The sequence below is a fragment of the Streptomyces sp. NPDC007157 genome (assembly GCF_040634235.1).
In the GTDB taxonomy this organism is placed as follows: Bacteria; Actinomycetota; Actinomycetes; order Streptomycetales; family Streptomycetaceae; genus Streptomyces.
In genome coordinates, this window is the sequence record NZ_JBEYFE010000033.1 from 90463 (window position 1) to 112156 (window position 21694).

General features: G+C 71.5%; 20 protein-coding genes and 1 pseudogene. 13 read left to right on the forward strand and 8 right to left on the reverse strand.

Features of this window, described 5'->3' with window-relative positions; translation table 11 throughout:
• Positions 1-123: 123 nt before the first annotated feature.
• Together ABZ642_RS40140 and ABZ642_RS40145 are read right to left on the reverse strand one after the other, a co-directional pair.
• Positions 124-486: a signal peptidase I gene (locus ABZ642_RS40140; RefSeq protein WP_360494526.1), complete on the reverse strand. Its 363-nt coding sequence runs from the start codon at positions 484-486 to the stop codon at positions 124-126.
• Between the two features lie 144 nt (positions 487-630).
• Positions 631-1839, reverse strand: a complete 1209-nt coding sequence (locus ABZ642_RS40145) for a glycosyltransferase (RefSeq protein WP_360494529.1) — start codon at positions 1837-1839, stop codon at positions 631-633.
• A 307-nt stretch (positions 1840-2146) separates the two neighbouring features.
• Between ABZ642_RS40145 and ABZ642_RS40150 the strand changes: the two genes are divergently transcribed.
• Positions 2147-2851, forward strand: coding sequence for a hypothetical protein (locus ABZ642_RS40150; RefSeq protein ID WP_360494532.1), 705 nt, complete (start codon positions 2147-2149; stop codon positions 2849-2851).
• Positions 2852-3009: 158 nt separating this feature from the next.
• Here the strand turns inward: ABZ642_RS40150 and ABZ642_RS40155 are convergent, their stop codons facing one another.
• Positions 3010-4527, reverse strand: coding sequence for an FG-GAP repeat protein (locus ABZ642_RS40155; RefSeq protein WP_360494535.1), 1518 nt, complete (start codon positions 4525-4527; stop codon positions 3010-3012).
• Between the two features lie 229 nt (positions 4528-4756).
• Here ABZ642_RS40155 and ABZ642_RS40160 point away from each other — a divergent pair, with 229 nt between their 5' ends.
• The 4 genes from ABZ642_RS40160 (at position 4757) to dhaK (ending at position 8232) form a co-directional block, all read left to right on the forward strand.
• A complete protein-coding gene (locus tag ABZ642_RS40160) occupies positions 4757-5617 on the forward strand; it encodes a class II fructose-bisphosphate aldolase (protein ID WP_360494538.1) in 861 nt (286 codons plus the stop codon).
• A gap of 2 nt (positions 5618-5619) precedes the next feature.
• Positions 5620-6483, forward strand: coding sequence for an HAD-IA family hydrolase (locus ABZ642_RS40165; RefSeq protein ID WP_360494541.1), 864 nt, complete (start codon positions 5620-5622; stop codon positions 6481-6483).
• A gap of 22 nt (positions 6484-6505) precedes the next feature.
• Positions 6506-7162 carry a dihydroxyacetone kinase subunit DhaL gene (dhaL, locus tag ABZ642_RS40170; RefSeq protein ID WP_360494544.1) on the forward strand — a complete coding sequence of 219 codons (657 nt, stop codon included), beginning with the start codon at positions 6506-6508 and terminating at the stop codon, positions 7160-7162.
• Positions 7163-7236: 74 nt separating this feature from the next.
• Positions 7237-8232, forward strand: a complete 996-nt coding sequence (gene dhaK, locus ABZ642_RS40175; RefSeq protein ID WP_360494547.1) for a dihydroxyacetone kinase subunit DhaK — start codon at positions 7237-7239, stop codon at positions 8230-8232.
• Between the two features lie 70 nt (positions 8233-8302).
• On the opposite strand, the gene ABZ642_RS40180 is transcribed toward dhaK, so the two are convergent.
• The 3 genes and pseudogenes from ABZ642_RS40180 to ABZ642_RS40190 all read right to left on the reverse strand — a co-directional run bounded on the left by ABZ642_RS40180 (position 8303) and on the right by ABZ642_RS40190 (position 11922).
• A complete protein-coding gene (locus tag ABZ642_RS40180) occupies positions 8303-9271 on the reverse strand; it encodes a D-2-hydroxyacid dehydrogenase family protein (RefSeq protein ID WP_360494549.1) in 969 nt (322 codons plus the stop codon).
• A gap of 18 nt (positions 9272-9289) precedes the next feature.
• Positions 9290-9430 (reverse strand): annotated as a pseudogene (locus tag ABZ642_RS40185) (hypothetical protein); the annotation flags it as partial.
• A gap of 278 nt (positions 9431-9708) precedes the next feature.
• Complete coding sequence (locus ABZ642_RS40190; protein WP_360494552.1) at positions 9709-11922, reverse strand: MMPL family transporter; 2214 nt, start codon at positions 11920-11922, stop codon at positions 9709-9711.
• Positions 11923-12018: 96 nt separating this feature from the next.
• Here ABZ642_RS40190 and ABZ642_RS40195 point away from each other — a divergent pair, with 96 nt between their 5' ends.
• From ABZ642_RS40195 to ABZ642_RS40210, 4 genes are all read left to right on the forward strand, one after another.
• The gene (locus tag ABZ642_RS40195) at positions 12019-12615 is read left to right on the forward strand and encodes a TetR family transcriptional regulator (RefSeq protein ID WP_360494555.1); all 597 of its coding nucleotides are present in this window, start codon (positions 12019-12021) and stop codon (positions 12613-12615) included.
• Positions 12616-12914: 299 nt separating this feature from the next.
• On the forward strand, positions 12915-14480 hold the full coding sequence (locus ABZ642_RS40200) for a glutamate decarboxylase (RefSeq protein WP_360494558.1): 1566 nt from the start codon (positions 12915-12917) through the stop codon (positions 14478-14480).
• A 165-nt stretch (positions 14481-14645) separates the two neighbouring features.
• Complete coding sequence (locus ABZ642_RS40205; RefSeq protein ID WP_360494561.1) at positions 14646-15752, forward strand: FAD-dependent oxidoreductase; 1107 nt, start codon at positions 14646-14648, stop codon at positions 15750-15752.
• A 336-nt stretch (positions 15753-16088) separates the two neighbouring features.
• Positions 16089-16712 (forward strand): DedA family protein, encoded by a 624-nt coding sequence (locus ABZ642_RS40210; protein ID WP_360494564.1) that lies wholly within the window; start codon positions 16089-16091, stop codon positions 16710-16712.
• Positions 16713-16718: 6 nt separating this feature from the next.
• Here ABZ642_RS40210 and ABZ642_RS40215 read toward each other — a convergent pair whose 3' ends face one another.
• Complete coding sequence (locus tag ABZ642_RS40215) at positions 16719-16841, reverse strand: hypothetical protein (protein WP_360494566.1); 123 nt, start codon at positions 16839-16841, stop codon at positions 16719-16721.
• Between the two features lie 249 nt (positions 16842-17090).
• Here ABZ642_RS40215 and ABZ642_RS40220 point away from each other — a divergent pair, with 249 nt between their 5' ends.
• The 3 genes from ABZ642_RS40220 (at position 17091) to ABZ642_RS40230 (ending at position 20285) form a co-directional block, all read left to right on the forward strand.
• A complete protein-coding gene (locus tag ABZ642_RS40220; protein ID WP_360494587.1) occupies positions 17091-18008 on the forward strand; it encodes an NADP-dependent oxidoreductase in 918 nt (305 codons plus the stop codon).
• A 184-nt stretch (positions 18009-18192) separates the two neighbouring features.
• On the forward strand, positions 18193-19617 hold the full coding sequence (locus ABZ642_RS40225; protein ID WP_360494569.1) for an MFS transporter: 1425 nt from the start codon (positions 18193-18195) through the stop codon (positions 19615-19617).
• A gap of 71 nt (positions 19618-19688) precedes the next feature.
• On the forward strand, positions 19689-20285 hold the full coding sequence (locus ABZ642_RS40230; RefSeq protein ID WP_360494572.1) for an isochorismatase family cysteine hydrolase: 597 nt from the start codon (positions 19689-19691) through the stop codon (positions 20283-20285).
• 72 nt (positions 20286-20357) lie between these two features.
• Here ABZ642_RS40230 and ABZ642_RS40235 read toward each other — a convergent pair whose 3' ends face one another.
• Complete coding sequence (locus ABZ642_RS40235; protein ID WP_360494575.1) at positions 20358-20807, reverse strand: MarR family transcriptional regulator; 450 nt, start codon at positions 20805-20807, stop codon at positions 20358-20360.
• A gap of 83 nt (positions 20808-20890) precedes the next feature.
• Here ABZ642_RS40235 and ABZ642_RS40240 point away from each other — a divergent pair.
• Positions 20891-21694 (forward strand): ATP-binding protein (locus tag ABZ642_RS40240; RefSeq protein ID WP_360494578.1); only part of this gene is annotated, 804 nt, incomplete at its 3' end.

Below are 21694 nucleotides of genomic sequence, written 5' to 3' on the forward strand. Positions count from 1 at the left end.
TTGACAAAAAATTTGGGTACCCTCAATGCCCGAACAGGCGTAAGCCCTCGGTTTCGCAAACGTTTGTGCGGAAGTGCGGCTTTTCGCTGTGCGATAGGACGCACGTGAGGCTCTGCCGGCCTCCTACGGTGCGGCGTATCCGGACACAGAAGGCCAGCGCACGGTCAGTACCACGGAGTCGTCCTCGGCGGCCCAGGAGTGATCCACTCCCTGGCCCCAGACGACGTAGTCGCCCTGCTCCTCCAGCAGCACGCTACGACCGGGGAACTCCACACGGAAACGGCCGGTGACGAGAACCAGGAGCGCTGTCCGCACCTCGCCCTCCACCCACTGGACTCGTCGCTCACCACGTGGGTGGACACCCCATTTGACCTCGACGGCCTGGCTGTGGCGAGGATCGCCGTGCTCCTTGAAGTGCCCGAGCAGCCATCCCCGGTCCACCGCCGCGTCCTTGCCCGCGTTGCCCACGTACACGCCGTCTTCCATGCGCCCGAACGCTAGCAGCCGTGCGCTGCGTCGGCCGCGGTGCGATCAACGCTTCCGGAACGGGGCGGTGTTCAGCACATGTCGACGCCCCGGCCGGTTCCGCCTCGCCCCGACCGGGGCTTCTTCCCGCCGGTCCGGCCTCCCCTACCGGAGCGCTTCGACCAGCAGGCTCGCGGCCACCTCCGCTCCGTCGGTACGGATCCGGTCCCCCAGAGCCTTCGCCCGCGCCCGGGTCTCGGGTGACAGGGCCGTCCTGAACGCGACGCCCAGGGATTCGACGGTCGGAGGCGGACCATCGAGTGCCGCACCGAGGTCCAGGTCCGCCACCCGGCCGGCCCAGTACGGGTTGTCCGACAGCTGGAGCGGTATCACCACTTGTGGCGTGCCCGCCCGGGCGGCTGTCAACGTCGTCCCCGCTCCGCCGTGGTGCACCACGGCGGCCACTCTGCCGAACAGGCGCTGATGGTTGGCCTCGCCGACGGCGAAGCAGTCGTCTCGGTCGTCGTCGATCAGATCCAGATCCGCCCAGCCGCGGGACACCAGCACGCGGTGTCCCTGCGCGCGGATCGCCTCGACGGCCATGCGGCCGATGTCCGGCGACGGCCGCATGCTGCCGAAGCCCACGTAGACCGGCGGCGCGCCCGCGTCCAGGAACGTCACCAAGTCGGCCGGGAGCGGGCGTTCGTCCGCCAGGTTCCAGGCACCTGTCTGTACGACGTCCAGGCCCGGGGTCTCCCGCCACGGTCCAAGGACCGGGTCCGCCGCCAGCCACGGCCGGTCGGTGAAGACGTGGTCGCGGACGTTGTCCACCGGTGGCAGACCGATCGCCGCCCGGTGGCCGTTGAGCGCCTCGCCGAACTGCGCGTTCACGTTGTCGGCGTCCAGCGCCCACAGGATCCGGTTGTCGTCGGCCTCCGGCTCCGGCCAGCCCGGCCGTGGTGGTGGCGCATGGTGCGGCGACGGCAGGTGGACCGCCGCATAGCTCGCGTACACGTAACGGATGCCCGCGGCCTCGGCCACGGACCGCGCGGCAACCTGCGCCAGACCGGCTGCCACCAGCGCGTCACATCCGTCGGCCGCCGCGGGGAACACGTCGAACTGTGCCTCGACCAGCTCCGTCCGGTACCGGGACAGGTCCGCCGCCGACGGCAGAGCCGCCCCGCGCATCACCTCCCGCACCGGTGGCCCGACCGGCACCAGTCGCACCCCGATACCCGCAAGCCGCTCGGCGAACTCCTCGTCCGGCGGGGCGCACATCCGCACCCCCACACCGAGCGCCCGTAACCGCACCGCGAGTGCCACCAGCGGTTCGACATCACCACGCGTCCCGTATGTGGACAACAGCACCCGCATTCCGCATCCTCCTTCGTCGTGCGCAGCAGTGTAGGTCGCGTGGTACTGATCACGACGGCGGGTCAACTCGCCCGTTCCGGCGGCGACTTGTGTCTCCGGGGGCAGCGGCGAGCGTCCACCGGGCCATATCGCGAACGGTCTGGTCGATCAACGCCGCGTTTCTCTCATGGGGACCGTCCTCAGTGGCTACGGTGAGCGCCAGAGTGCCTTGGGGGGCGGACGGTGCAGCGTCGGTTTGCTCGGGGTTGCCCGCGCCCGGCGAGGTGCGCAAGGTCCCCGCTCGTCAACACCACCGGAGAGCTCCTCGATGCGCAGTTCGTCCGTGCCCGTCCCTGATGTTTCGGTCATCCTGCCTTGCGCCGGATTCGGAACACGTTTCGGGGCGCCCTACCCGAAGGAGCTGCACTGCCTGGCTCCTGGGGTCACCGTGCTGGACCGCAGTCTGGAATCCGTCGTCGAACTGGCAAAAAGCGGACTCAAAGTGCGTCTGGTCGTAGTGTTCGGGACGCACAAGCTGGACACGGTGAGTCATCTCGCGCGCTACGCCGAGACCTTCCAGATGGTCTTCGTCTTCCAGGACGAGTCGTTGGGACAAGGTCTAGACGGAGCGATCCGGTCTGCCCTGCCGATGACGCACGGGCCGGTGGCCCTTGTCCTTCCTGACATCGTTGTTACCGGCTCGGACACGGCCGGCAAGCTCCTCGCCGCGTTGCGGCACATAGAAATGACGGGTTGGAGCGTAGTGGCCACCGAAGAGCAAGATCCCGACACGCTGCAGCAGATGGGCGCGCTGGCGGTGGCCGAGGCGGGCGGCGTCCTGACCGTGGGGGCGGCTGCCGACAAGCCGGCGGATCCTTCGGGATTCAACGCCTTCTGGGGGATGGTGGCAGTCACCGAGGGCGAGGCGCACAGGCTCCCCGACGTCGTGGCGAAGGGCACGGCCAGCCCGCTGACCGGTGCGGTCGCCCTCATGGTGGACGGAATCGTCAACTACAACACCCCCGCGGGCTGACTCCTCGCCCGGGGGCGATCGACGACTGGGGGAGGTGGCTCGCGAAGACTTCCCGTGGCGATGTGGACGAGGTGGCCTCCCGGGAACGCGACACGGGAGGCCGCCTCGTCACAAGGCTGTCGGCCCGAGTACGGTGTCGAATCGAGCTTCGGCCACCGCTACGGGGCCAGGGTCTCCCCGAACCGGGCGTCGGGCACGGGGGCGCTCAGGTTGCCGCCGTTGAAGGACCAGGATCCGCTGCCTGCGGGGCCGTTGCTCGTGCCGGGGAAGACCCAGGCGGCGCCGTCGTCGGTGTCCTCGCCGGGCGCGGAGGCGATCAGCTCGGCCTTGCCGTCCTTGTTGGCGTCGATGAGCCGAAGGGCGCCGCCGAACCAGTCGCCGGCCTCGTTGTCCCCGGGAACGGACGGCGTGCTCTGGCTGTAGCTGACGAGGCCGCGCGGGGTGAGTCCGTCGGCGGTACCGCGCACCACCCACGCCGTGCCCGGGTCGGTGAGGCTGTTGATGTCGTTGCCCGGTGCGCCGAGTGCGGCGTCGGCGTAGCCGTCGCCGTTCACGTCCGCCACGGTGACGGCACCACCGAAGCGGTCACCGATCTTGTCGTCTCCGGAGGCGCCGATGGTCGTCTGGTCGAAGTGCTGGTCGGCGTCCGGACCACTCAGACCGCCGGGCCCGCCGAGGAAGACGTCGACGGTGCCGCCGTCGACCAGGACCTCGTTGAGGTCGTCACTGTCGGTCGGGGAACCGAAGACCACGTCGGGGTAGCCGTCGTTGTTGATGTCGCCGGAGGCGCCCACCGGGCCGCCGCGCAGCCCGCGGCCGTACGTCAGCCCGTCGGGGCCGCCGCGCAGGTAGCTGGCCGCGCCGAACGTCGCCACGGGATTCACCGATTCGTAGTCGGTGAAGGTGCCGAGCAGGACCACGTCGTCGGAGCCGCTCTGGTCGTAGTCACCGGAGGTGAGGTCGGTGGGGGTGAAGTCCTCCGCCCACTTCCAGTCCATGGGAGTGGCCTGGAAGGTGTGTGTGCCGTCGGCGCCGGCCTCGAAGTCGTAGGTCTGCAGAGCCTGGCCGGTCAGGAGGGCGAGTTCGGTGCCGGAGCCGTGGAAGCGGCCGGTGGCCAGGCCCAGTCCGAAGTGGCCGCGCACCGACGGTGCGCTGTCCTGCAGCAGAAGGGCGCCGGTGGCCTGCAGCCCGTTCGCGGAGCCCCACAGCACGACCGCCGCCCCGGCGTCGGCGGTGGTCCCGATGTCCCTGCCGGGCATGCCGACGACGAGATCGGCGTAGCCGTCGCCGTCCAGGTCTCCCGAGGTGGTGGTCCGTCCGAAACCGTCGTCGGTCTGGGCGAGCCCCGGTATGCCGGGAGTGCTCAGGCTGAACGTCGCCCGGCGGGAGGTGGACAGGCCGCTCGCGGACCCGTACAGCACGGCGACGTAGCCGGCACCCTTCTGGGCACTGACGGTGCCGCCGGGGGCGGAGATCACGGCATCGGGGTAGCCGTCGCCGTTGAAGTCGTCATGGGCCGCCGCCACGGCCGCGGGAGCGGCGGGCGCCGGAATGGCCGTCGCGGTGATCGTGGCGCCGATGGTCAGTAGTACGGTCGCCGCGGCCGGCCCGGACAGCAGGCTCGCTCTGCCGCGGCTGGTTCCGGACCTTCTCGTGGTGGAACGTGTACTGCGCACTTCGTGGCTCCTGAGATCTCGGCATGGCCGGTCGGGATGGAGTCGCGGGGGTACGGCGAGGGCCCTTGCCCCACCGCCGCGATGTCGGACCGGGGACGGGCCCCGAGGGTTGTGCCCTGCCCCGCCCGAGAATCCGGAACCGGAGCCCCGGGGCGGGGACGGCCAAAAGTGGCGGCGGGTGAGGGGCTGACGTGGAATGGGAGAGCGGGGGCGAAGACGTGGAGGCGTCGTGGGTGTGACACCGCTGACCGAGATCCTCGCCAAGCCTTTCGAGGAGCGCTACGCCGTACCGGCCATCAACGTGTTCAACGACCTCACGCTGGAGGCCGTGCTGGCGGCCGCGGTGGAGAACGCGTCGCCGCTCATCGTGCAGACCTCGGTGAAGACGGTCAGGTCCATCGGCAGCGACGTGCTCTACGCCATGTGGACCTCGATGACCGCGGGCATCGAGGTGCCCGTGACCCTGCACCTGGATCACTGTCCGGAGCGCGAGGTCATCACCGAGTGCCTGCGGCAGGGATGGAACTCGGTGCTCTTCGACGCCTCCACGCTGCCGGTCGAGGAGAACATGAGGCAGACCGTCGAGGTCGTCGCGGAGGCTCGTGCGTTCGGTGCCGCGGTCGAGGGCGAGATCGAGTCGATCACCGGTGTGGAGGACGGGGTCGGCAGCGACACCGCCGCCGAGCGGCAGGACCTGGCGGTCGCTCTGGAGTTCCTGAGGACCACGCAGGTCGACGTCTTCGCGCCGGCGATCGGCAACGCGCACGGGTCGTACAAGCAGGCGCCGGTGCTCGACGCGCAGCGCGTGTCCGACATCGTGGCGGCCTACCCCGTGCCCATCGCGCTGCACGGCGGCAGCGGGCTCTCCGACGAGCAGTTCCGCGACCTGATCTCCCGGGGGTGCGCGAAGGTCAACATCTCCACGGCCCTCAAGGAAACGTACATGAAGTCGAACCTGGCCTTCCTGCGGACGGCGGAGGAGCGGCAGAAGTGGGATCCGCCGTCGCTCTTCCGGGACGTCCGCCAGGACGTCGTCGACCTGGCCGGTTCGCTGATGAGGCTCTTCGGCAGCGCCGGGCAGGCGAGGTAGCCGTGCCCGCGCTCGTCTTCGACTGCGACGGCGTTCTCGCCGACACCGAACGCGACGGTCATCTGCCCGCCTTCAACCGGACGTTCGAGGAGTTCGGCCTGCCGGTGCGGTGGAGCGACGAGGAGTACGCGGAGAAAGTGAAGATCGGCGGCGGCAAGGAACGCATGCGCACGCTGCTGACCCAGGACTTCGTCGCCGCCGCCGGTCTGCCCTCCGACCCGGCCGCACTCGACGAACAGGTCGCGGCCTGGCACCGGCGCAAGACCGAGATCTACACGGCCATCATCGGCGGCGGAAGCATTCCGCCCCGGCCCGGCGTACGGCGGGTCGCCGCGGCGGCACACGAGGCCGGGTGGACGCTCGCGGTCGCCTCCACCTCCGCGGAGGCGTCCGTCCGCAGCGTGCTCGAACTCGCCATGGGTCCGGAACTGGCCTCTCACTTCAGCGTGTTCGCCGGGGACGTGGTCCAGCGGAAGAAGCCGGCCCCGGACATCTACGAATGTGTCCTGCACCGGCTCGACCTGGATTCCGCGACCGTCGTCGTGATCGAGGACAGCCGTAACGGGCTGCTGGCCGCGCTCGGCGCCGGGCTCGCCTGCGCGGTCACGACCAGCGCCTACACGGGCCAGGAGGACTTCACCGGGGCCTCCTTGGTGGTCACCTCGCTGGGCGATCCGCCGCCGGACGAGGTCGTCAGCCGCGTGCTGAGTGATCCGCACGGTGTCCGCCCGGGGCCCCATGTGGTGCTCGCGGACCTCGCCGCCCTGCTCGGCACCGGTGGCGAGGCGGCCACCGCCTCAGGGAATCCGCCCGTGGACGGGCCGCCCGCCCCCGGGCCGCCCGGTACCCGTCCCCGACCGCACTGACGTCGCGGCAGTCAGGAGAGTCATGCCATCGTCATCGACGCCCGCCGACGACCTCGCCTTCGTCGTCCGTACCCTGGCCCGGACCGCGGTGGACAACGAGAGGGCCTTCAGTGACCTCGACGCCGTCGCGGGAGACGGGGACTTCGGATACTCGCTCGCCCGCGGTTTCGAGATCGTGCTCGCCGACTGGGACTCCCTCGTCTCGGAGACGCCGGCCGAACTCCTGAAGAAGGTCGCTCTGGTGATCTCCAAGCGGGTGGGCGGCACCTCGGGGCCGCTCTGGGGCACCGCCTTCCTGCGGGCCGCCGGGGCCGTGAAGGACCGGCCGGAACTGAACGCCGCCGACGCGGTGGCCATGCTGCGGGCCGCCGCCGAGGGAATCAAGGCGCGGGGCAAGTCCGACGTCGGTGACAAGACGCTGCTCGACGCGCTGATACCGATGACCGACGCCCTGGAGCGGCGACTGGCCGACGGGGAACCGACGGCCGGCGGTGCGGAGCTGGCCGCCCTGGCCGCCACGACCGCCCGTGCCGCGGCCGACGCGACGGCACCCATGCAGGCCCGACGCGGCCGCCAGAGCTACACCGGTGAGCGCAGTATCGGCTCGCCGGACCCGGGTGCGGTGGCGGTCGCGGTCATGGCGGAGCGCATAGCCGCCGAGTGGGACGCACGCGACTGACCGCGGGCACCGGACCCGGGCGCCCGGACCGCCGCCCGGCACCCGGGACCGGCAGGACCAGGAGGAGTTACGGCATGAAGAAGTTCGTCAACGACCCGAAGGACTACGTCGCGGAGATGCTGGAGGGACTGGCCCTGGCCAACCCCGGCACGCTGAAGTACGTGCCCGAGTACAACCTGATCATGCGTGCCGATGCCCCGCAGGAGAACAAGGTCTCGATCGTGCAGGGCTCCGGATCCGGTCACGAGCCGGCGCACGTGATGACCGTCGGCAAGGGGATGCTCGACGCCGCCTGTCCGGGCGACGTGTTCGCCGCGCCGCCCGCGGACTTCGTCTACGAGACGGTCAAGCTGGTCGCCTCCCCGAAGGGTGTGCTGCTGCTGGTCAACAACTACACCGGGGACCGCATGGCGTTCGAGATGGCCGAGGAGCTGTCCCAGGCCGACGGGGTGACCGTCCGTACCCTCTTCATCGACGACGACGTGGCCGTACAGGACTCGACGTACACCGTCGGCCGGCGCGGGGTGGCCGGCAACTTCTTCGTGATGAAGGCCGTCGGTGCGGCCGCCGAGCGGGGCGCGGACCTCGACGAGGTGTACCGGATCGGGGAGAAGGTCAACTCCGTCACCCGCACCATGGGCATGGCGCTCACCGCCTGCACACCGCCCGCGAAGGGCTCACCGCTGTTCGAACTGCCCGACGACTCCGTGGAGATGGGCGTGGGCATCCACGGCGAGCCGGGCCGCAGGCGCGAGAAGCTGCGGTCGGCGGACGCGATGGTGCACGAACTGGTCAGCGCGGTCGTGGACGACCTGCCGTTCTCCTCCGGTGACCGCGTCGCGCTGATGGTCAACGGCCTCGGCGGCACCCCGATCGGCGAGCTCTACCTGGTGTACGGCCTGGCCCACAAACAGCTGGCCGAACTCGGCATCGAGGTCGGGCGCAGTTACGTGGGCGAGTACTGCACCTCGCTCGACATGGCCGGTGCCTCCGTCACCCTGGTCCGGCTGGACGACGAGATCTTCGATCTGCTCACCGACCCCGCCGAGATCCCGATCCGGGTCTTCTGAACCCGCGCGGTCGACGACTGCGCCCACGACCTGATCCGGACCCACCGCGCCCCGTCCGGCGCCCGCACGGTCACACCGACGCCGTCAGCCGCCGGACGGGGGTGCCGGCGAGGAAGGCGGTGATGTCCTCCACCGCCTGCGAGTAGAAGGTGCGGTAGTTGCTCTCGCTGACGTAACCCAGGTGCGGTGTGGCGAGTACGTTCGGCAGGGAACGCAGGGGGTCGTCGGCGGGCAGCGGCTCGGTTTCGAACACGTCGAGCCCCGCCCCGGCGATCCAGTTCCCGCGCAGCGCGCGCAGCAGCGCCGCCCGGTCGACGATGGCGGCGCGCGAGGTGTTGACCAGGTAGGCGTGCGGCCGCATGGCGCGCAGCTCCGCCTCGCCGAGCAGGCCACGAGTCCGCTCGGACAGCACGAGGTGGACGGAGACGAAGTCGCTGCGGCCGAGCAGGTCCTGCTTGCTCCGGGCGAGTTGCGCTCCCGCGTCGACAGCGCGCTCGGCGGTGAGGTGCTCGCTCCAGGCGAGGACCTCCATGCCGAAGGCGGTCGCCACCCGGGCGACCCGCGTACCGATCTTGCCGAGTCCGAGCAGGCCCAGGGTCCGGCCGTGGAGATCCTGGCCCACGGTGGACTGCCAGGGGCCGTCGTCGCGCAGTGACCGGTTCTCGGCCGTGATGTTCCGGGCCAGGCCGAGGAGCAGGGCCCAGGTCAGTTCGACGGGCGGGGTGGGACTGCTCGCCGTACCGCAGACCGTCACTCCACGGGCCGCCGCGGCCGCCAGGTCGATGGCGGCATTGCGCATGCCGGTCGTCACCAGCAGACGCAGCCGGGGCAGCCGGTTCAGGAGGCCGGCGTCGAAGGGGGTGCGTTCGCGCATGATCACGGCGATCTCACAGTCCGTGAGTTCGGCGACGAGCCGGTCCCGGTCGGCGATGTGCTCGCGGACCGTCCGTACCTCGACACGGCCGTCGAGGGGGCTCCAGTCCGCCAGGGCGAGAGCGGCGCCCTGGTAGTCGTCCAGTACGGCACAGCGGAGGGTCATGCGGACGTTCTGCCTTTCCTACGGGTACACCGCCGGGAACAGGGTGTCGCCCGCGAGCACGGCGGGGCCGAACTGGCGGGCGGGGTTGGCGACTCCACCGAAGAGCGTGCCGAAGGCGATGATCTGCGCGGCGATCAGAGTACCCACCGCCCGTGGCGTGAACGGACCGAGCCAACGGCCGACCGGCCCCCGTCATGGCGGCCGGCCCGAAAGAAGTCCCGGCAACACCTGACGAAGTCCTGGGAACGCTGGGAACGCCTCGGAGTGCCGGGAAGGCGGGGAAGGCCGGGACGCCCAGGGTTCCGTCAGGACCGCGACGGCCATCGCCGAGCCCCACCGGCCCGACGTACCCATGGTGTTCGTCGGAGCCGGGCCGGTGGGGGTGACCGCCGCTCCCCTGCCGGTCCGGCGCGGGGTACGGACCCTCGATGCCCGGGTCAGCTCGCGGCCACCTCGTGTTCCTTGTGTTCCGGTTCCACCGGTGCGAGGCGCGGCAGCTTCGCGCCCTCGATGTCCACGTCGGGCGTGATGCGGTCGACCCAACCGGGCAGGCCCCAGGCGCGGCGGCCGAGCACGGCCATCACCGCCGGTACGAGCGTCATGCGGACCACGAACGCGTCGACCAGCACGCCGAACGCCAGGGCGAAGCCGATGGACTTGATGATCGGGTCGTGGTTGAAGACGAACCCGCCGAAGACGGCGACCATGATGAGGGCGGCGGCACTCACCACCCGGCCGCTGCGGGCCACGCCCTGGGTGACCGCCTCGGCGGCGTCTCCCGTGTGCTCGTGGTGCTCCCGCATGCGGCTGACCAGGAAGACCTCGTAGTCCATGGCCAGTCCGAAGAGCACGCCTATGAGCAGGACCGGCAGGAAGCTGGTGACCGGGCCGGCCGAGGGGATGTCGAGCACGCCGTTGAGGTGGCCCTCCTGGAAGACCCACACGGTGGCGCCCAGGGAGGCGGCGACCGACAGCAGGAAACCGAGGGCGGCCTTGACGGGGACGAGCAGGGACCGGAAGGCGACGGTCAGCAGGAGCAGCGCCAGGATCACGATGATGGCGACGAACAGCGGGAGCGCGTCCGCCAGTTTGCCCGCGACGTCGATCGCGGCGGCCGTCGTACCCGCGATGTAGAGGGTGCCGCCCGCCTTGCCGACGGTGGACGCGTTCTCGCGCAGCCGGTGCACCAGGTCGGTGGTCGCCTGGGCGTCCGGACCGGTCTTGGGGACCACGGCGACGACGGCGAGGGTCGAGTCGGCGTTGGTGACCGCCGGGGCGACGACGGCCACCCCGCGGTCACCGGCGAGGCTCCTGCTGAGCGACTTCACGGTGGACGTGCGGTCGGCGGCCGGGATTCCGTTCATGTCGACCACGGCGGTCAGCGTGGCGTTGAAGCCGGGCCCGAAGCCCTCCGTCAGCAGGTCGTAGCTCTTGTGCTGGGTGCTGTCGACGGGCTGCGAGGCGTTGCTGGGCAGGCCGAGGCGCAGGTCGCGGGCGGGCACGGCGAGCGCGAGCAGGCCGACCGTACCGGCCAGGAGGACGAGCAGGGGCCTGCGGGTGACCGCGCGGCCCCAGGCCAGACCCCAGGAGCCGGGGACGCGCTCCCGCCCCGGGCGGCCGTCGGCGGGCTCGGTCCGCCGCGCGCGGGGACGCAGCCGTTCGCCGAACAGGCTCAGGACGGCGGGTACCAGGCTGACGGCGACGAGTACGGCGAGCAGCACCGTGGCGGCCGCGGCCAGGCCCATGACGGTCAGGAACGGGATGCCGGTGACCGCGAGAGCGGCCAGCGCGATGATCACCGTCGCCCCCGCGAAGACGACCGCCCCGCCGGCGGTGGCCACGGCCCGCGCGATCGAGTCCGCCACCTCCTGTTCGGGGTCGGCGAGTTGCTCGCGGTGGCGGGAGATGATGAACAGGGCGTAGTCGATGCCCACGGCCAGCCCGATCATCAGGGCGAGCACGGTGGCGGTGCTGGTCATCTCCACCCAGCGGGAGACGAACTGCACGCCGAGGACACCGATGGCCACGCCCACCAGGGCGGTCAGCAGCGGCAGTCCGGCGGCGACGAGCGAGCCGAGTGCCAGGGCCAGTACGGCGAAGGCGACCACGACGCCGACCACCTCGGCCGGTCCGCCGACCTCGGTCTTGGCGTCCATCGCCGAGCCGCCGAACTCGACGGAGAGACCGGCGTGACGGGCCTTGGCCATCGCGCGGTCCAGGGCGTCCTTGGACGTCTGCGGCACGTCACTGGCCTGCTGGCGGAAGCGGACGTCCGCGTAGCCGATGCGCAGGTCCGCGGCGACCGTCCTGGCCTTGAGCGGGTCGGAGACGTCCAGGACGCCGGGCACCCGCGCCGCCTTCTTCAGGCTCGCCTCCAGGGCCGCCTGGGTCCCGGGCGCGGTGAGCCGGCCGCCCTCGGGGGCCGCGAAGACCACCCGGGCCACGCCGCCCGAGGCCTGCGGGAACTCCTTCTTCAGCAGCTCCTGGGCCTGCTGCGACTCGATCCCGGGCACCGAGAACTCGGTGGTCGCCTTGCCGTGCAGGGTGATTCCGAGACCACCGACGACAGCGAGCAGCAGTACCCAGACCGCGATGACCCGGCCGCGACGGCGTACTGCCCATCGCCCCCAGGTGTACAGGCGTGACGCCATGTTCCTCTTCCCTCTCCCTCGCCCACTCGGCCAGTGACAACGTACGGCATTTTTACAGCTGACTGTAAATACGCGCCCGATGGTAAAGTGCCGGCCATGATGAGCGAGGGTCTGCGAGAGCGTTCCAAGGCACGCCGCCGCGAGGCGATCCTCAGGTCGGCCTACCGGCTGTTCGCCGACCGCGGCTTCGAGGCGACGACGATCGCCGACATCGCCGAGGCGGCGGAGGTCTCGCCGCGCACGGTCACGCTGTACTTCCCCTCCAAGCTGGAACTGGCGACCTCGCGGTTCGACGCGTTCACCGACCGGCTGGGCACGGCGCTGCGGGAGCGCGCCGAGGGGCACACGATCGTGGACTCGCTGGAACGCTGGCTGCGGGCCGAGGCCGCCGACCACAGCGAGCTGGACGACCTCTACGACCGCATGCTCGATCTCAACCCGCAGGTCAAGGCGGTCGCCAACACCCGCCTGACGGAGGTCATCCAGGAGGGCACCCGCATCCTCGCCGAGGAGCGGGGGGACGCACCGGACGACTTCGGCCCGCGCATGGCGGCCGCCGCGGCGGCCGCCGTCGTCTGCGAGGTGATGTGCCACACCCCTCAGGAGCGCGACATCGAGACGGCGATGTCCTTCCTGCGCGCCGGACTCGCCGCCCTCCCCGCTCCCCGACGGGTCATCGACCCGAGTTCCTGAACGCCGACGCGGCGCGAACGCCCCGCCGGCCGGCTCCGGCCAGGGACCGGCCACGTCGCGTGACGGAGCGGTCCGCGGTGGACGGCCGGGCGTGCCGTGGCCGCGCCCCGGCGCCGGGACCGCCGTTCGGCCTGTCGGGGCACGCTGCCGGCCCGGCCAGTATGTGGATGGGAAAATCCAGTTCATCAGTCCGCAAATCGATCACTGGATCGGTGTAATCGGCACAGATGCCGGACCGAAAAGCGATCTAGCTTCGGAGTGCACGGGGCCGTACGGACCAGAAAGGCATCGAGACACTCATGCCCATCCCGCATACCGACGTCATGACCGCACCCGAGTTCGACACCCTGACCGCTTCCCCCGAACCCGAACCTGAACCCGAAACCACCCTCCCGACCGCCGCCCACCTGCTCCCGACCGCCAGCCGCCCGCTCCCGCACACCGACCACCAACTCCCGCCCGTGGACCACCAACTCCCGCCCGTCGACCACCAACTCCCGCCCGTCGACCACCAACTCCCGCCCGTCGACCACCTGCTCCCGCCCGTCGACCACCTGCTCCTGCCGGTCGACGAACTGCCCGCGAACGCGTCCTCGCCCGACCTGGTCGGGCGCCGAGTGCGCGACGAGCTCATGCTCGACGGCAACGCACGGCTCAACCTCGCCACCTTCGTGACCACGTGGATGGAACCGCAGGCACGGCAGTTGATGGCGGAGACCGCGGAGAAGAACCTCGCGGACCGCGCGGAGTACCCGCAGATCACCGCCATGGAGGAGCGCTGCGTACGGATGCTCGCCCGGCTCTGGCACGCGCCGTACCCGGAGCAGGTCCGCGGCTGCTCCACCACCGGTTCGAGCGAGGCGGCCATGCTCGGCGGCCTCGCGCTCAAGCGCCGCTGGCAGGACCGCAGGCGGACCCAGGGCAAGGACACCGCGCACCCGAACATCGTGATGGGCGCGAACGTCCAGGTGTGCTGGAAGAAGTTCGCCAACTACTTCGAGGTGGAGCCGCGTTACGTCCCGATGGAACCGGGCCGCTACCACCTCACGCCGGACACGCTCACCGCCTACTGCGACGACAACACGATCGGCGTCGTCACCGTCCTCGGGTCCACCTTCGACGGCTCCTACGAGCCCGTCTCGGACATCTGCCTGGCCCTGGACGGATACCAGGCCGCCACCGGCACCGACATCCCCGTCCATGTCGACGGCGCGTCCGGCGCCATGGTGGCCCCCTTCCTCGACCCGGGGCTGCTCTGGGACTTCCAGCTCGAACGCGTCGCCTCCATCAACACCTCGGGGCACAAGTACGGGCACGTCTTCCCCGGACTGGGCTGGGCCCTGTGGCGCAACGCCGAGGCCCTCCCCGACGACCTGGTCTTCGAGGTCGACTACCTCGGCGGCTGCTCCCCCAGCTTCACCCTCAACTTCTCCCGCCCGGGCGCGCACGTCGTCGCGCAGTACTACAGCTTCCTGCGGTACGGCTTCGAGGGGCTGCGCAACCTGGCGGCCCAGAACCGTACGACGGCCCGTGCCCTGGCCGTGCGCATCCAGGGCATCCCGCCCTACGAACTGGTCACCGACGGCTCCGAACTGCCCGCCTTCGCCTTCCGCCTGGCGCCCGGCACCGAGGGCCTGACCGTCTTCGACGTCTCCCAGGCGATGCGCGCCCGCGGCTGGCACCTGCCCGCGTACACCTTCCCCGCGCCCTGCCAGGACGTCTCCGTGCTGCGTCTCGTCGTGCGCACCGGGTTCACGGCCGAACTCGCGGGCATGTTCATCGCCGATCTGACCGAGGTCACCCGACGCCTGCACGGCGGCCGCCCGGCACCCGCGCCGCCGCTGACCGTGCCGACCGCCCCCTGACGATGGTTCGAGACGCGGTTCGAGACGGCGGGCGGACACCGCCGGACAGCCGGACCGCACCGGGCGCGGGCGCCTTTACAGCACTCTCACAGAACCCACCCTGCACTTGATGTTTCAACTGTTAGGCTCGCGGTCACTCCCCCCACCTGCCTCAGGAGAATCGCTGTGCGGGACGGCAACGTAGTGGTGATCGGCGGCGGTTACGCGGGCATACGACTGGCGAAAAAGCTGGACATGGCGGCACATGTCACGCTCGTGGACCGCAAGGAGGTCTTCTTCCACCGCATCGCCTCCCTGCGCGCGGGTGTACGCCCGGAGTGGACGGGCGCCCCGTTCATCCCGTACGACAGGCTGCTGGCCAACGGCCGTGTGGTGGTGGGCAAGGCGGTCCGCGTCGACACCGTCGAGCGCCGGGTCACCCTCACCACGGGCGACCGGCTGCCGTACGACGTGCTGGTCGTCGCCACCGGCGCCGACTACCCCGAACCCGCCCGCTTCGTCGGCTCCACCCCCGACGAGGCCGCGAAGTCCTTCGCCGAGCACCAGCACAACATCGCCGCCGCCGACCACATCCTGGTCGTCGGCGGCGGCCCCTCCGGTGTCGAACTCAGCGCCGAGATCCGGCTGGCCCGCCCGGACGCCCGGGTCACCCTCGCCCACTCCGGGCAGGAGCTGCTGCACTCCACGGGCAGCGCCCGCGCCGGCCGCAAGGCCAGGACCTGGCTGACGGCCCACGACGTGGCGGTCCGGCTGAACGCCTTCATGTCCCCCGGCACCGACTTCGGCACCTACCGCGACGCCCACGGCGAGGTCCTCGCCGCCGACCTCTCCTTCTGGGCGACCGGCACCACCCCCAACACACTCTGGCTGCGTCTGGCCGGGCACGGCGACTGGCTGACCGGGACGGGACACGTCAAGGTCGACCGGACGCTCCGGGTCGAGGGCAGGCCGGACGTGTTCGCGGTCGGTGACGTGAACGACGTCAGCGAGCTCAAGGTCACCCCGGCCGCGCTCGCCCAGGCCGAGGTCGCGGCCCACAACATCCTGTCCTACCTGCGCAGTTCGGGACGGCACAGCAAGAAGCCGCGCGCCTACCGGGCCGTCCGCCGCACCCCGCTGATCGTGCCCTTCGGCCCTGCCGACGGGGTGACCGTGCTGCCCGTGCCGCTCGGCGAGAGCGCGGTCCTCGGCACCCGGGCCACCGCCATGGCCAAGGCCAAGACACTGATGACCCCCTATATGAGACGCCAGCTCGGCTACCCCTCGACCTGACCGCGCTCGGGCGCCGGGCCGCGACCGACGGCATGCGCCCCACGGGCCGGGCACGGCCTTCGGCACCCGGAGGTTCCGGGTCGACCAGGGCTCGCCCACACGCCGTGCCGGGATCGGGACCGCCGGTGTCTCCGGTCCCGGTGCCCCTGCCGACCCCCGCGGTTCTTCTCGGCGGACGGCAACCTCGTCAGCGCGGGCGTCCGCGCCGCACCCGCCCCGCACTCACCGTGTGGACCTCGGCGGAGGCGGCCGCCCTCCCGTGTCCGGGCGCCCCGGCGGCCGGCACGTGACACTTGAGGGAAAGCGACCGGCGAACGGGACGGGGAGGCGAGGACGGTGATCGCCGTCAATCCGACGGACAGTGCCTCGTTGCTCGCTGCCTTCGGTGCGCTGGCCGTGCTGGTGGTGATCTTCGCCGAGTCGGGGTTGCTGGTCGTCGGGTTCTTCCTGCCGGGTGACACCCTGCTCTTCCCGGCCGGCGTGCTGTGCGCGGCGACCGCGGACCGGCCGCCCCGGCTGGAACTGTGGCAGGTGCTGGTCTGCGCGGCCGTCGGAGCGGTGGCGGGCGGCCAGGTGGGCTATCTGATCGGGCGGCACGGCGGGCGGCCGCTGCTGGCCCGGGCCTCCAGCCGGCGGGTGCAGTCCGGGACGGCCCGGGCGGAGCGGCTGCTGGCCCGCTACGGGTACGGCAAGGCGCTGGTGATCGGCCGCTTCGTGCCGCTGCTGCGGTCGGTGCTGCATCCGGCGGCCGGGGCGCTCGGGGTGCCGGTGCGGCCGTTCACCCTATGGCAGGCCGTCGGTGGTGTGCTCTGGTCGCAGACCTTCGTCCTCGCCGGGTTCGCCCTGGGCTCGTCGGTCTCGCACATCGACCGCTATCTGCTGCCGCTGGTCGGCGTGATCGTCGTACTGTCCCTGCTGCCCGCGCTGGCCGAGGCGCGTCGGGCGCGACATCCCCGGTGACCCGGCTCAGGGTTCCCAGCAGGTGATCCCGGACTCGCGCCGCCGGAGGGCCGGGGCCGGTTGCCGCTGGGTGATGCCGGGCGTGTCCGTGAGCGCCGGCAGGGCACCGAGCTGGGCCGCGGTGATCACGGAACGCGATGGCGTCCGCCGCCGGCACCGCACCCGGGAACCGGCCGCTCACCGCCGGGTGCACCGTCTCGTTCGCAATCGCGCCCGGCGGCACCGGGGCCTGACCGCGCCACCGCCGTGATCGGATCACCTTTCCGGGAAGACAGCTCCGCCCCCGGGCTGTTGTACGCGCCGGCGCGGTCGCTGTGCGGCATGCGGCACAGCGACCGTCGAGGCCTGTCCGAACGGATGGAGAGCGGTGATCACGCGATGAAGGCGGTGCGGTTCCACGCGTACGGCGGGATCGATGTGCTGCGGGTGGAGGAGGTGGAGCGGCCGGAGCCCGGCCCCGGACAACTGCTGGTCGCGGTCCGCGCGGCCGGGATCCAGCCCGGTGAGGTGATGATCCGCGAGGGCGCGCGGCACGGACGCTGGCCGGCGGCGTTCCCCTCCGGGCAGGGCAGCGATCTGGCCGGCGTGGTGACCGGGGTCGGCCCCGAGGTGCGCGGTTTCGCGGTGGGCGACGAGGTCCTGGGCTTCACCCACGGCCGGGCGAGCCACGCGGAGTTCGTCGTGGTCGACGACGTGAACGTGGTCTCCCGTCCGCGGGGACTGTCCTGGGACGTGGCCGGGTCGCTGTACGTGGCCGGCACGACCGCGTACGCCAGCGTGTTCGCGGTGGATCCAGGACCCGCGGACACGGTCGTGGTCTCCGGTGCGGCGGGCGGCGTGGGGTCACTGGCCGTACAGCTGGCGCGGCGGCGGGGTGCGACGGTGATCGGGCTGGCGGGCGAGCGCAACCACGCCTGGCTGACGGAGCGTGGCGTCGTCCCCGTCACCTACGGGGAAGGCGTGGCCGAGCGGATCCGGCGGGCCGCGGACGGGAAGGTCGACGCGTTCATCGACACCTTCGGCGACGGCTATGTGGAGCTGGCGGTGGAGCTGGGGGTGCGGCCCGAGCGGATCAACACGATCCGGGACTGGCAGGCCGCGGCCAAGGTCGGCGCGCGGACCTACGGGGAGGGTTCGGCGGCGTCCGCGGTCGTTGTCGGCGAACTCGCCCGGCTGGCGGCACGCGGGGAGCTGGAGGTGCCGATCGCCCGCGTCTACCCGCTGGAGCAGGTGCGGGACGCGTTCCGCGACCTGGAACAACGGCACACCCACGGCAAGATCGTGCTCCGGCCGTAGGGCCTGTCCTGCGACCTGGTCCGCCGGACCGGCCCTGACTCCGCCGGGACCCGGCCGGTACTCGCGGGTCCCGCGGACGGCCGGTCACCTTCCCCCGTCGAGATAGACAGGCAGCCTGCTATAGTTTGACAGGCAGCCTGCCTATCTGTGCGGGCCGCACATGCGGGACGGGAGGAGCAGCACCTTGGGAACCACCGCCGACGTCACCTCCGTACAGCAGGAGAAGGCTCCGCCGGGCAAGCCCTTCGGGGCCTCCTTCGTGACCCCGCTGTACATGGGCGCCGTACTCAACCCGATCAACAGCTCGGTGATCGCACCGGCCCTGGTGGCGATCGCGGCCGCGATGCACACCTCCGTGGGCGGCACCGCGATCCTGATATCGAGCCTGTATCTGACCAGCGCGATAGCCCAGCCGGCGGCCGGCCGGCTGGCCGAGGAGTTCGGACCCCGGCGGGTGTTCTTCGCCGGCATCTTCCTCGTCCTGGTCGGCGGTGTCCTCGGCGCGGCCGCCCAGAACATGCCGTCCCTGGTCGCGGCCCGGGTGCTCATCGGGGCCGGCACCTCCGCCGGCTACCCCTCCGCGATGCTGCTGATCCGCCGCCGGGCCCGGGACACCGGCATGCAGCAGCCGCCCGGCAACGTCCTCGGCGGCCTGGCGATCGCGGGCGCCGCCACCGTCGCCGTCGGCCCCGCCATCGGCGGCCTGCTGATCGGCCGGCTCGGCTGGCAGACGGCCTTCTGGATCAACGTCCCCGTGGCGGTGGCCGCCTTCGTCATGGCCGCGGTCTGGATCCCCAAGGACACCGACCGGGTGCGCGGGCGGTCGGCGCGCACCCTCGTCTCCCGACTCGACCTGGCCGGCATCGCCGGCTTCGGCGGGGCGCTCACCGCGCTGCTGGTGTTCCTCTCCTCGCTCCCCGCCCCGGAGTGGCCGGCCCTCGGCGTGTCCGTCGTGCTCGCGGCCGTCCTCGTGGCGTGGGAGCTTCGCGCCGCCAACCCCTTCCTGAACGTCCGGCTGCTCGCCTCGAACCTCGCGCTCACCCGTACCTACCTGCGCAACGGCCTCACCCTGCTGGGCACTTACGTGATCCTCTACGGGCTCACCCAGTGGCTGGAGACCTCCCGGGGCCTCACCGCCTACCAGTCGGGCCTGGTCCTCATCCCGATGGGTGTCCTGTCGGCGGTCTCCGCCCGGGTGGTGTCCCGGCGCGGCCGGGTCCGCGCGCCGCTGATCGTCTCCGCGGTGCTGCTGCTCGTGGGGGCCGTCGCCACCGTGTTCGTGGACGGCGGCACGCCCGTGGCCGTGGTGGTCGCGATCACCGCGGTGTTCGGCCTCACCTCCGGGGCCGGCACGGTGGCGAACCAGACGGTCCTGTACCAGGAGGCGCCGCAGGACAGCGTCGGCACCGCGTCCGGACTGCTGCGCACCTTCGGTTACATCGGCTCCATCGCCTCGGCGGCCATCACCGGCACCGCGTTCCACACGCACGTCGACGACACCGGCCTGCGGCACATCTCCTGGGCGCTGGTCGGCATCGCGGCAGTCGTCCTCGTGATGACGGTCCTCGACCGGCAGCTGGCGCACACCGACCGGCACCCCACCCCCTGACCACTCTCCCCGACCGTCCGAACCCTCCGGAACCATCCGGAACCATCCGGCAAGACAAGAAAGTTCAGGTAATGACCACCACCGCCCCGCACCTCGACCCCGCCCGCACGGCCCTGTTCCTCATGGACTTCCAGCCGGCCGTCCTCGCCGCCGTCCCCGACCCGGACCAGGCACTCGCCCGCGCCCACGCGGCCCTGTCCTGGGCCCGGTCCAACGACGTCCAGGTCGTCCATGTCCGGGTCGCCTTCGCCCCGGCGGACTTCGCCGCCGTACCCGAGCTCAACAAGTCCTTCGCCCCCGTCGCGCAGAGCGGGTTCCTCGCCGACGGCAGCCCCGAGGCCGCACTGCACGAGTCGTTCGAGGTGCGGGAGCGGGACATCACCGTGCGCAAGACCCGTATCAGCGCCTTCGCCAGCACCACCGACGTCCGTGAACTGCTGCGCGAGCAGGGCATAGACACCCTGGTGCTCGCCGGGCTGTCCACCGGCGGAGTGGTGCTGACGACCCTTCGGCAGGCGGCCGACGACGACTTCGGGCTCTACGTCCTCAAGGACGCGACCGGCGACCCGGACCCCGAGGTCCACCGGGTCCTGACGGAGAAGGTCTTCCCGAACCAGGCACACGTCATCGAGACCGGCGAACTGCAGGCACTGACCAAGTCCGCCTGAGGACGCACGGCAGAGGTGCCCCTCCCGTCCGGAGGGGCACCTCTGCCGTTTCCCGAACCAGCCGCTCGGCCGTCACCGCCCGCTGTCCGCGATCCTGTTCATGATCGCCGCGGCCTTCAGCAGGGTCTCCCGCTCGTCCGGCCGCAGATGCGCGTCGATCGCCGCGCCGAGCCAGGTCGCCCGTGCGACCGGGATCATCCCGAACAGATTCCGCCCCTCGGGCGTGGCGTGGATGAGGGTCTTACGGCCGTCGCCGGGGTCCTTGCTGCTGGCGATCAGGCCCCCGGCGCGCAGCGACGCGAGCGTCTCGGCCATCGACTGGCGACGCACATGCTCGGCCTGCGCCAGCTCGCTGGCGGTGACCGGGCCCTCCTCGACGATGCGGCCCAGCGTGGTCAACTGAGACCAGCTCCACCGCATGTCACTGGGGGCCGACTCGGTGCGCAGCCGGGCGCGCAGCCGGGTCATCGCCTTCATCAACTCGGCGGCGACCTCGGCCTCCGGCCTTGGGTCACTGGTCATCGCTCCACCCTACCCAGCGCCCACCCTGCGTCTTAATCAACTATTTGCGCCGACAAGCATTTTGCGGGGGCTATATTCAAACAGTGAGCACCTCCGAAAGGCGTCGTCAGACCGAGGAGCCGTCCCGATCGCCGTCGAGCGGGGCCCAGCTGCCGGGGCGTGAGGCCGACCTGGCACTGATCGACTCGCTGCTCGCCGGTCCCGGCCGGGGCAGCTCCGGTCTACTGCTGCACGGCGAGCCGGGGGTGGGAAAGACGGCGCTGCTGGACGCCGCCGCGGCACGGGCCACGGCGCACGGGATGCGGGTGCTGCGCGCCGCCGGATCACAGGCCGAGGCCAAGATCGCTTTCTCGGCGCTGCACCAGCTGCTCTACCCGGTCCGCCACGACGTCGACCGGCTGGCCGAGCACCATCGGGACGCCCTCCACCAGGTCTTCGACCTGACCCGGAGTCCGGCTCCCGAGCCCCTGGTGTCGACGGCGCTGCTCGCCCTCCTGGAGCTGACCACCGCGGAGCGCGCGCTGCTGCTGATCGCCGACGACGTGGCCTGGTTCGACGAGGCCAGCGCGGCCGTCCTGGGATTCGCCGTACGACGGATCGCGGATGCCCCGATCGTCTTCCTGGCCGCCTCCCGGACCGGGACCGAGGACCTCTTCCGCCGGTCCGGGCTGCCCGAGCGCACGGTCGAGTCGCTCGACTCCCGATCGGCAGGCGCCGTCCTGGACGCCTACGCCCCCGGGCTGGCCCCCGTGGTGCGCCGGCGGCTGCTTGCCGAGGCCGACGGCAACCCGCTGGCGCTCCAGGAGTTGCCCGTCCCGCTCACCGAGCGGCAGCGCGCCGGCCAGGATCCGCTGCCCGACCGCCTCCCACTGTCCCGACGCCTGGCG

Coding starts and splice junctions, on each gene's coding strand:
- ABZ642_RS40235 (WP_360494575.1), bottom strand. CDS start 20,807: ATGACCAGTGACCCAAGGCCGGAGGCCGAGGTCGCCGCCGAGTTGATG.
- ABZ642_RS40220 (WP_360494587.1), top strand. CDS start 17,091: ATGAAGGCGGTGCGGTTCCACGCGTACGGCGGGATCGATGTGCTGCGG.
- ABZ642_RS40190 (WP_360494552.1), bottom strand. CDS start 11,922: ATGGCGTCACGCCTGTACACCTGGGGGCGATGGGCAGTACGCCGTCGC.
- ABZ642_RS40195 (WP_360494555.1), top strand. CDS start 12,019: ATGATGAGCGAGGGTCTGCGAGAGCGTTCCAAGGCACGCCGCCGCGAG.
- ABZ642_RS40140 (WP_360494526.1), bottom strand. CDS start 486: ATGGAAGACGGCGTGTACGTGGGCAACGCGGGCAAGGACGCGGCGGTG.
- ABZ642_RS40150 (WP_360494532.1), top strand. CDS start 2,147: ATGCGCAGTTCGTCCGTGCCCGTCCCTGATGTTTCGGTCATCCTGCCT.
- ABZ642_RS40180 (WP_360494549.1), bottom strand. CDS start 9,271: ATGACCCTCCGCTGTGCCGTACTGGACGACTACCAGGGCGCCGCTCTC.
- ABZ642_RS40145 (WP_360494529.1), bottom strand. CDS start 1,839: ATGCGGGTGCTGTTGTCCACATACGGGACGCGTGGTGATGTCGAACCG.
- dhaL (WP_360494544.1), top strand. CDS start 6,506: ATGCCATCGTCATCGACGCCCGCCGACGACCTCGCCTTCGTCGTCCGT.
- ABZ642_RS40230 (WP_360494572.1), top strand. CDS start 19,689: ATGACCACCACCGCCCCGCACCTCGACCCCGCCCGCACGGCCCTGTTC.
- dhaK (WP_360494547.1), top strand. CDS start 7,237: ATGAAGAAGTTCGTCAACGACCCGAAGGACTACGTCGCGGAGATGCTG.
- ABZ642_RS40200 (WP_360494558.1), top strand. CDS start 12,915: ATGCCCATCCCGCATACCGACGTCATGACCGCACCCGAGTTCGACACC.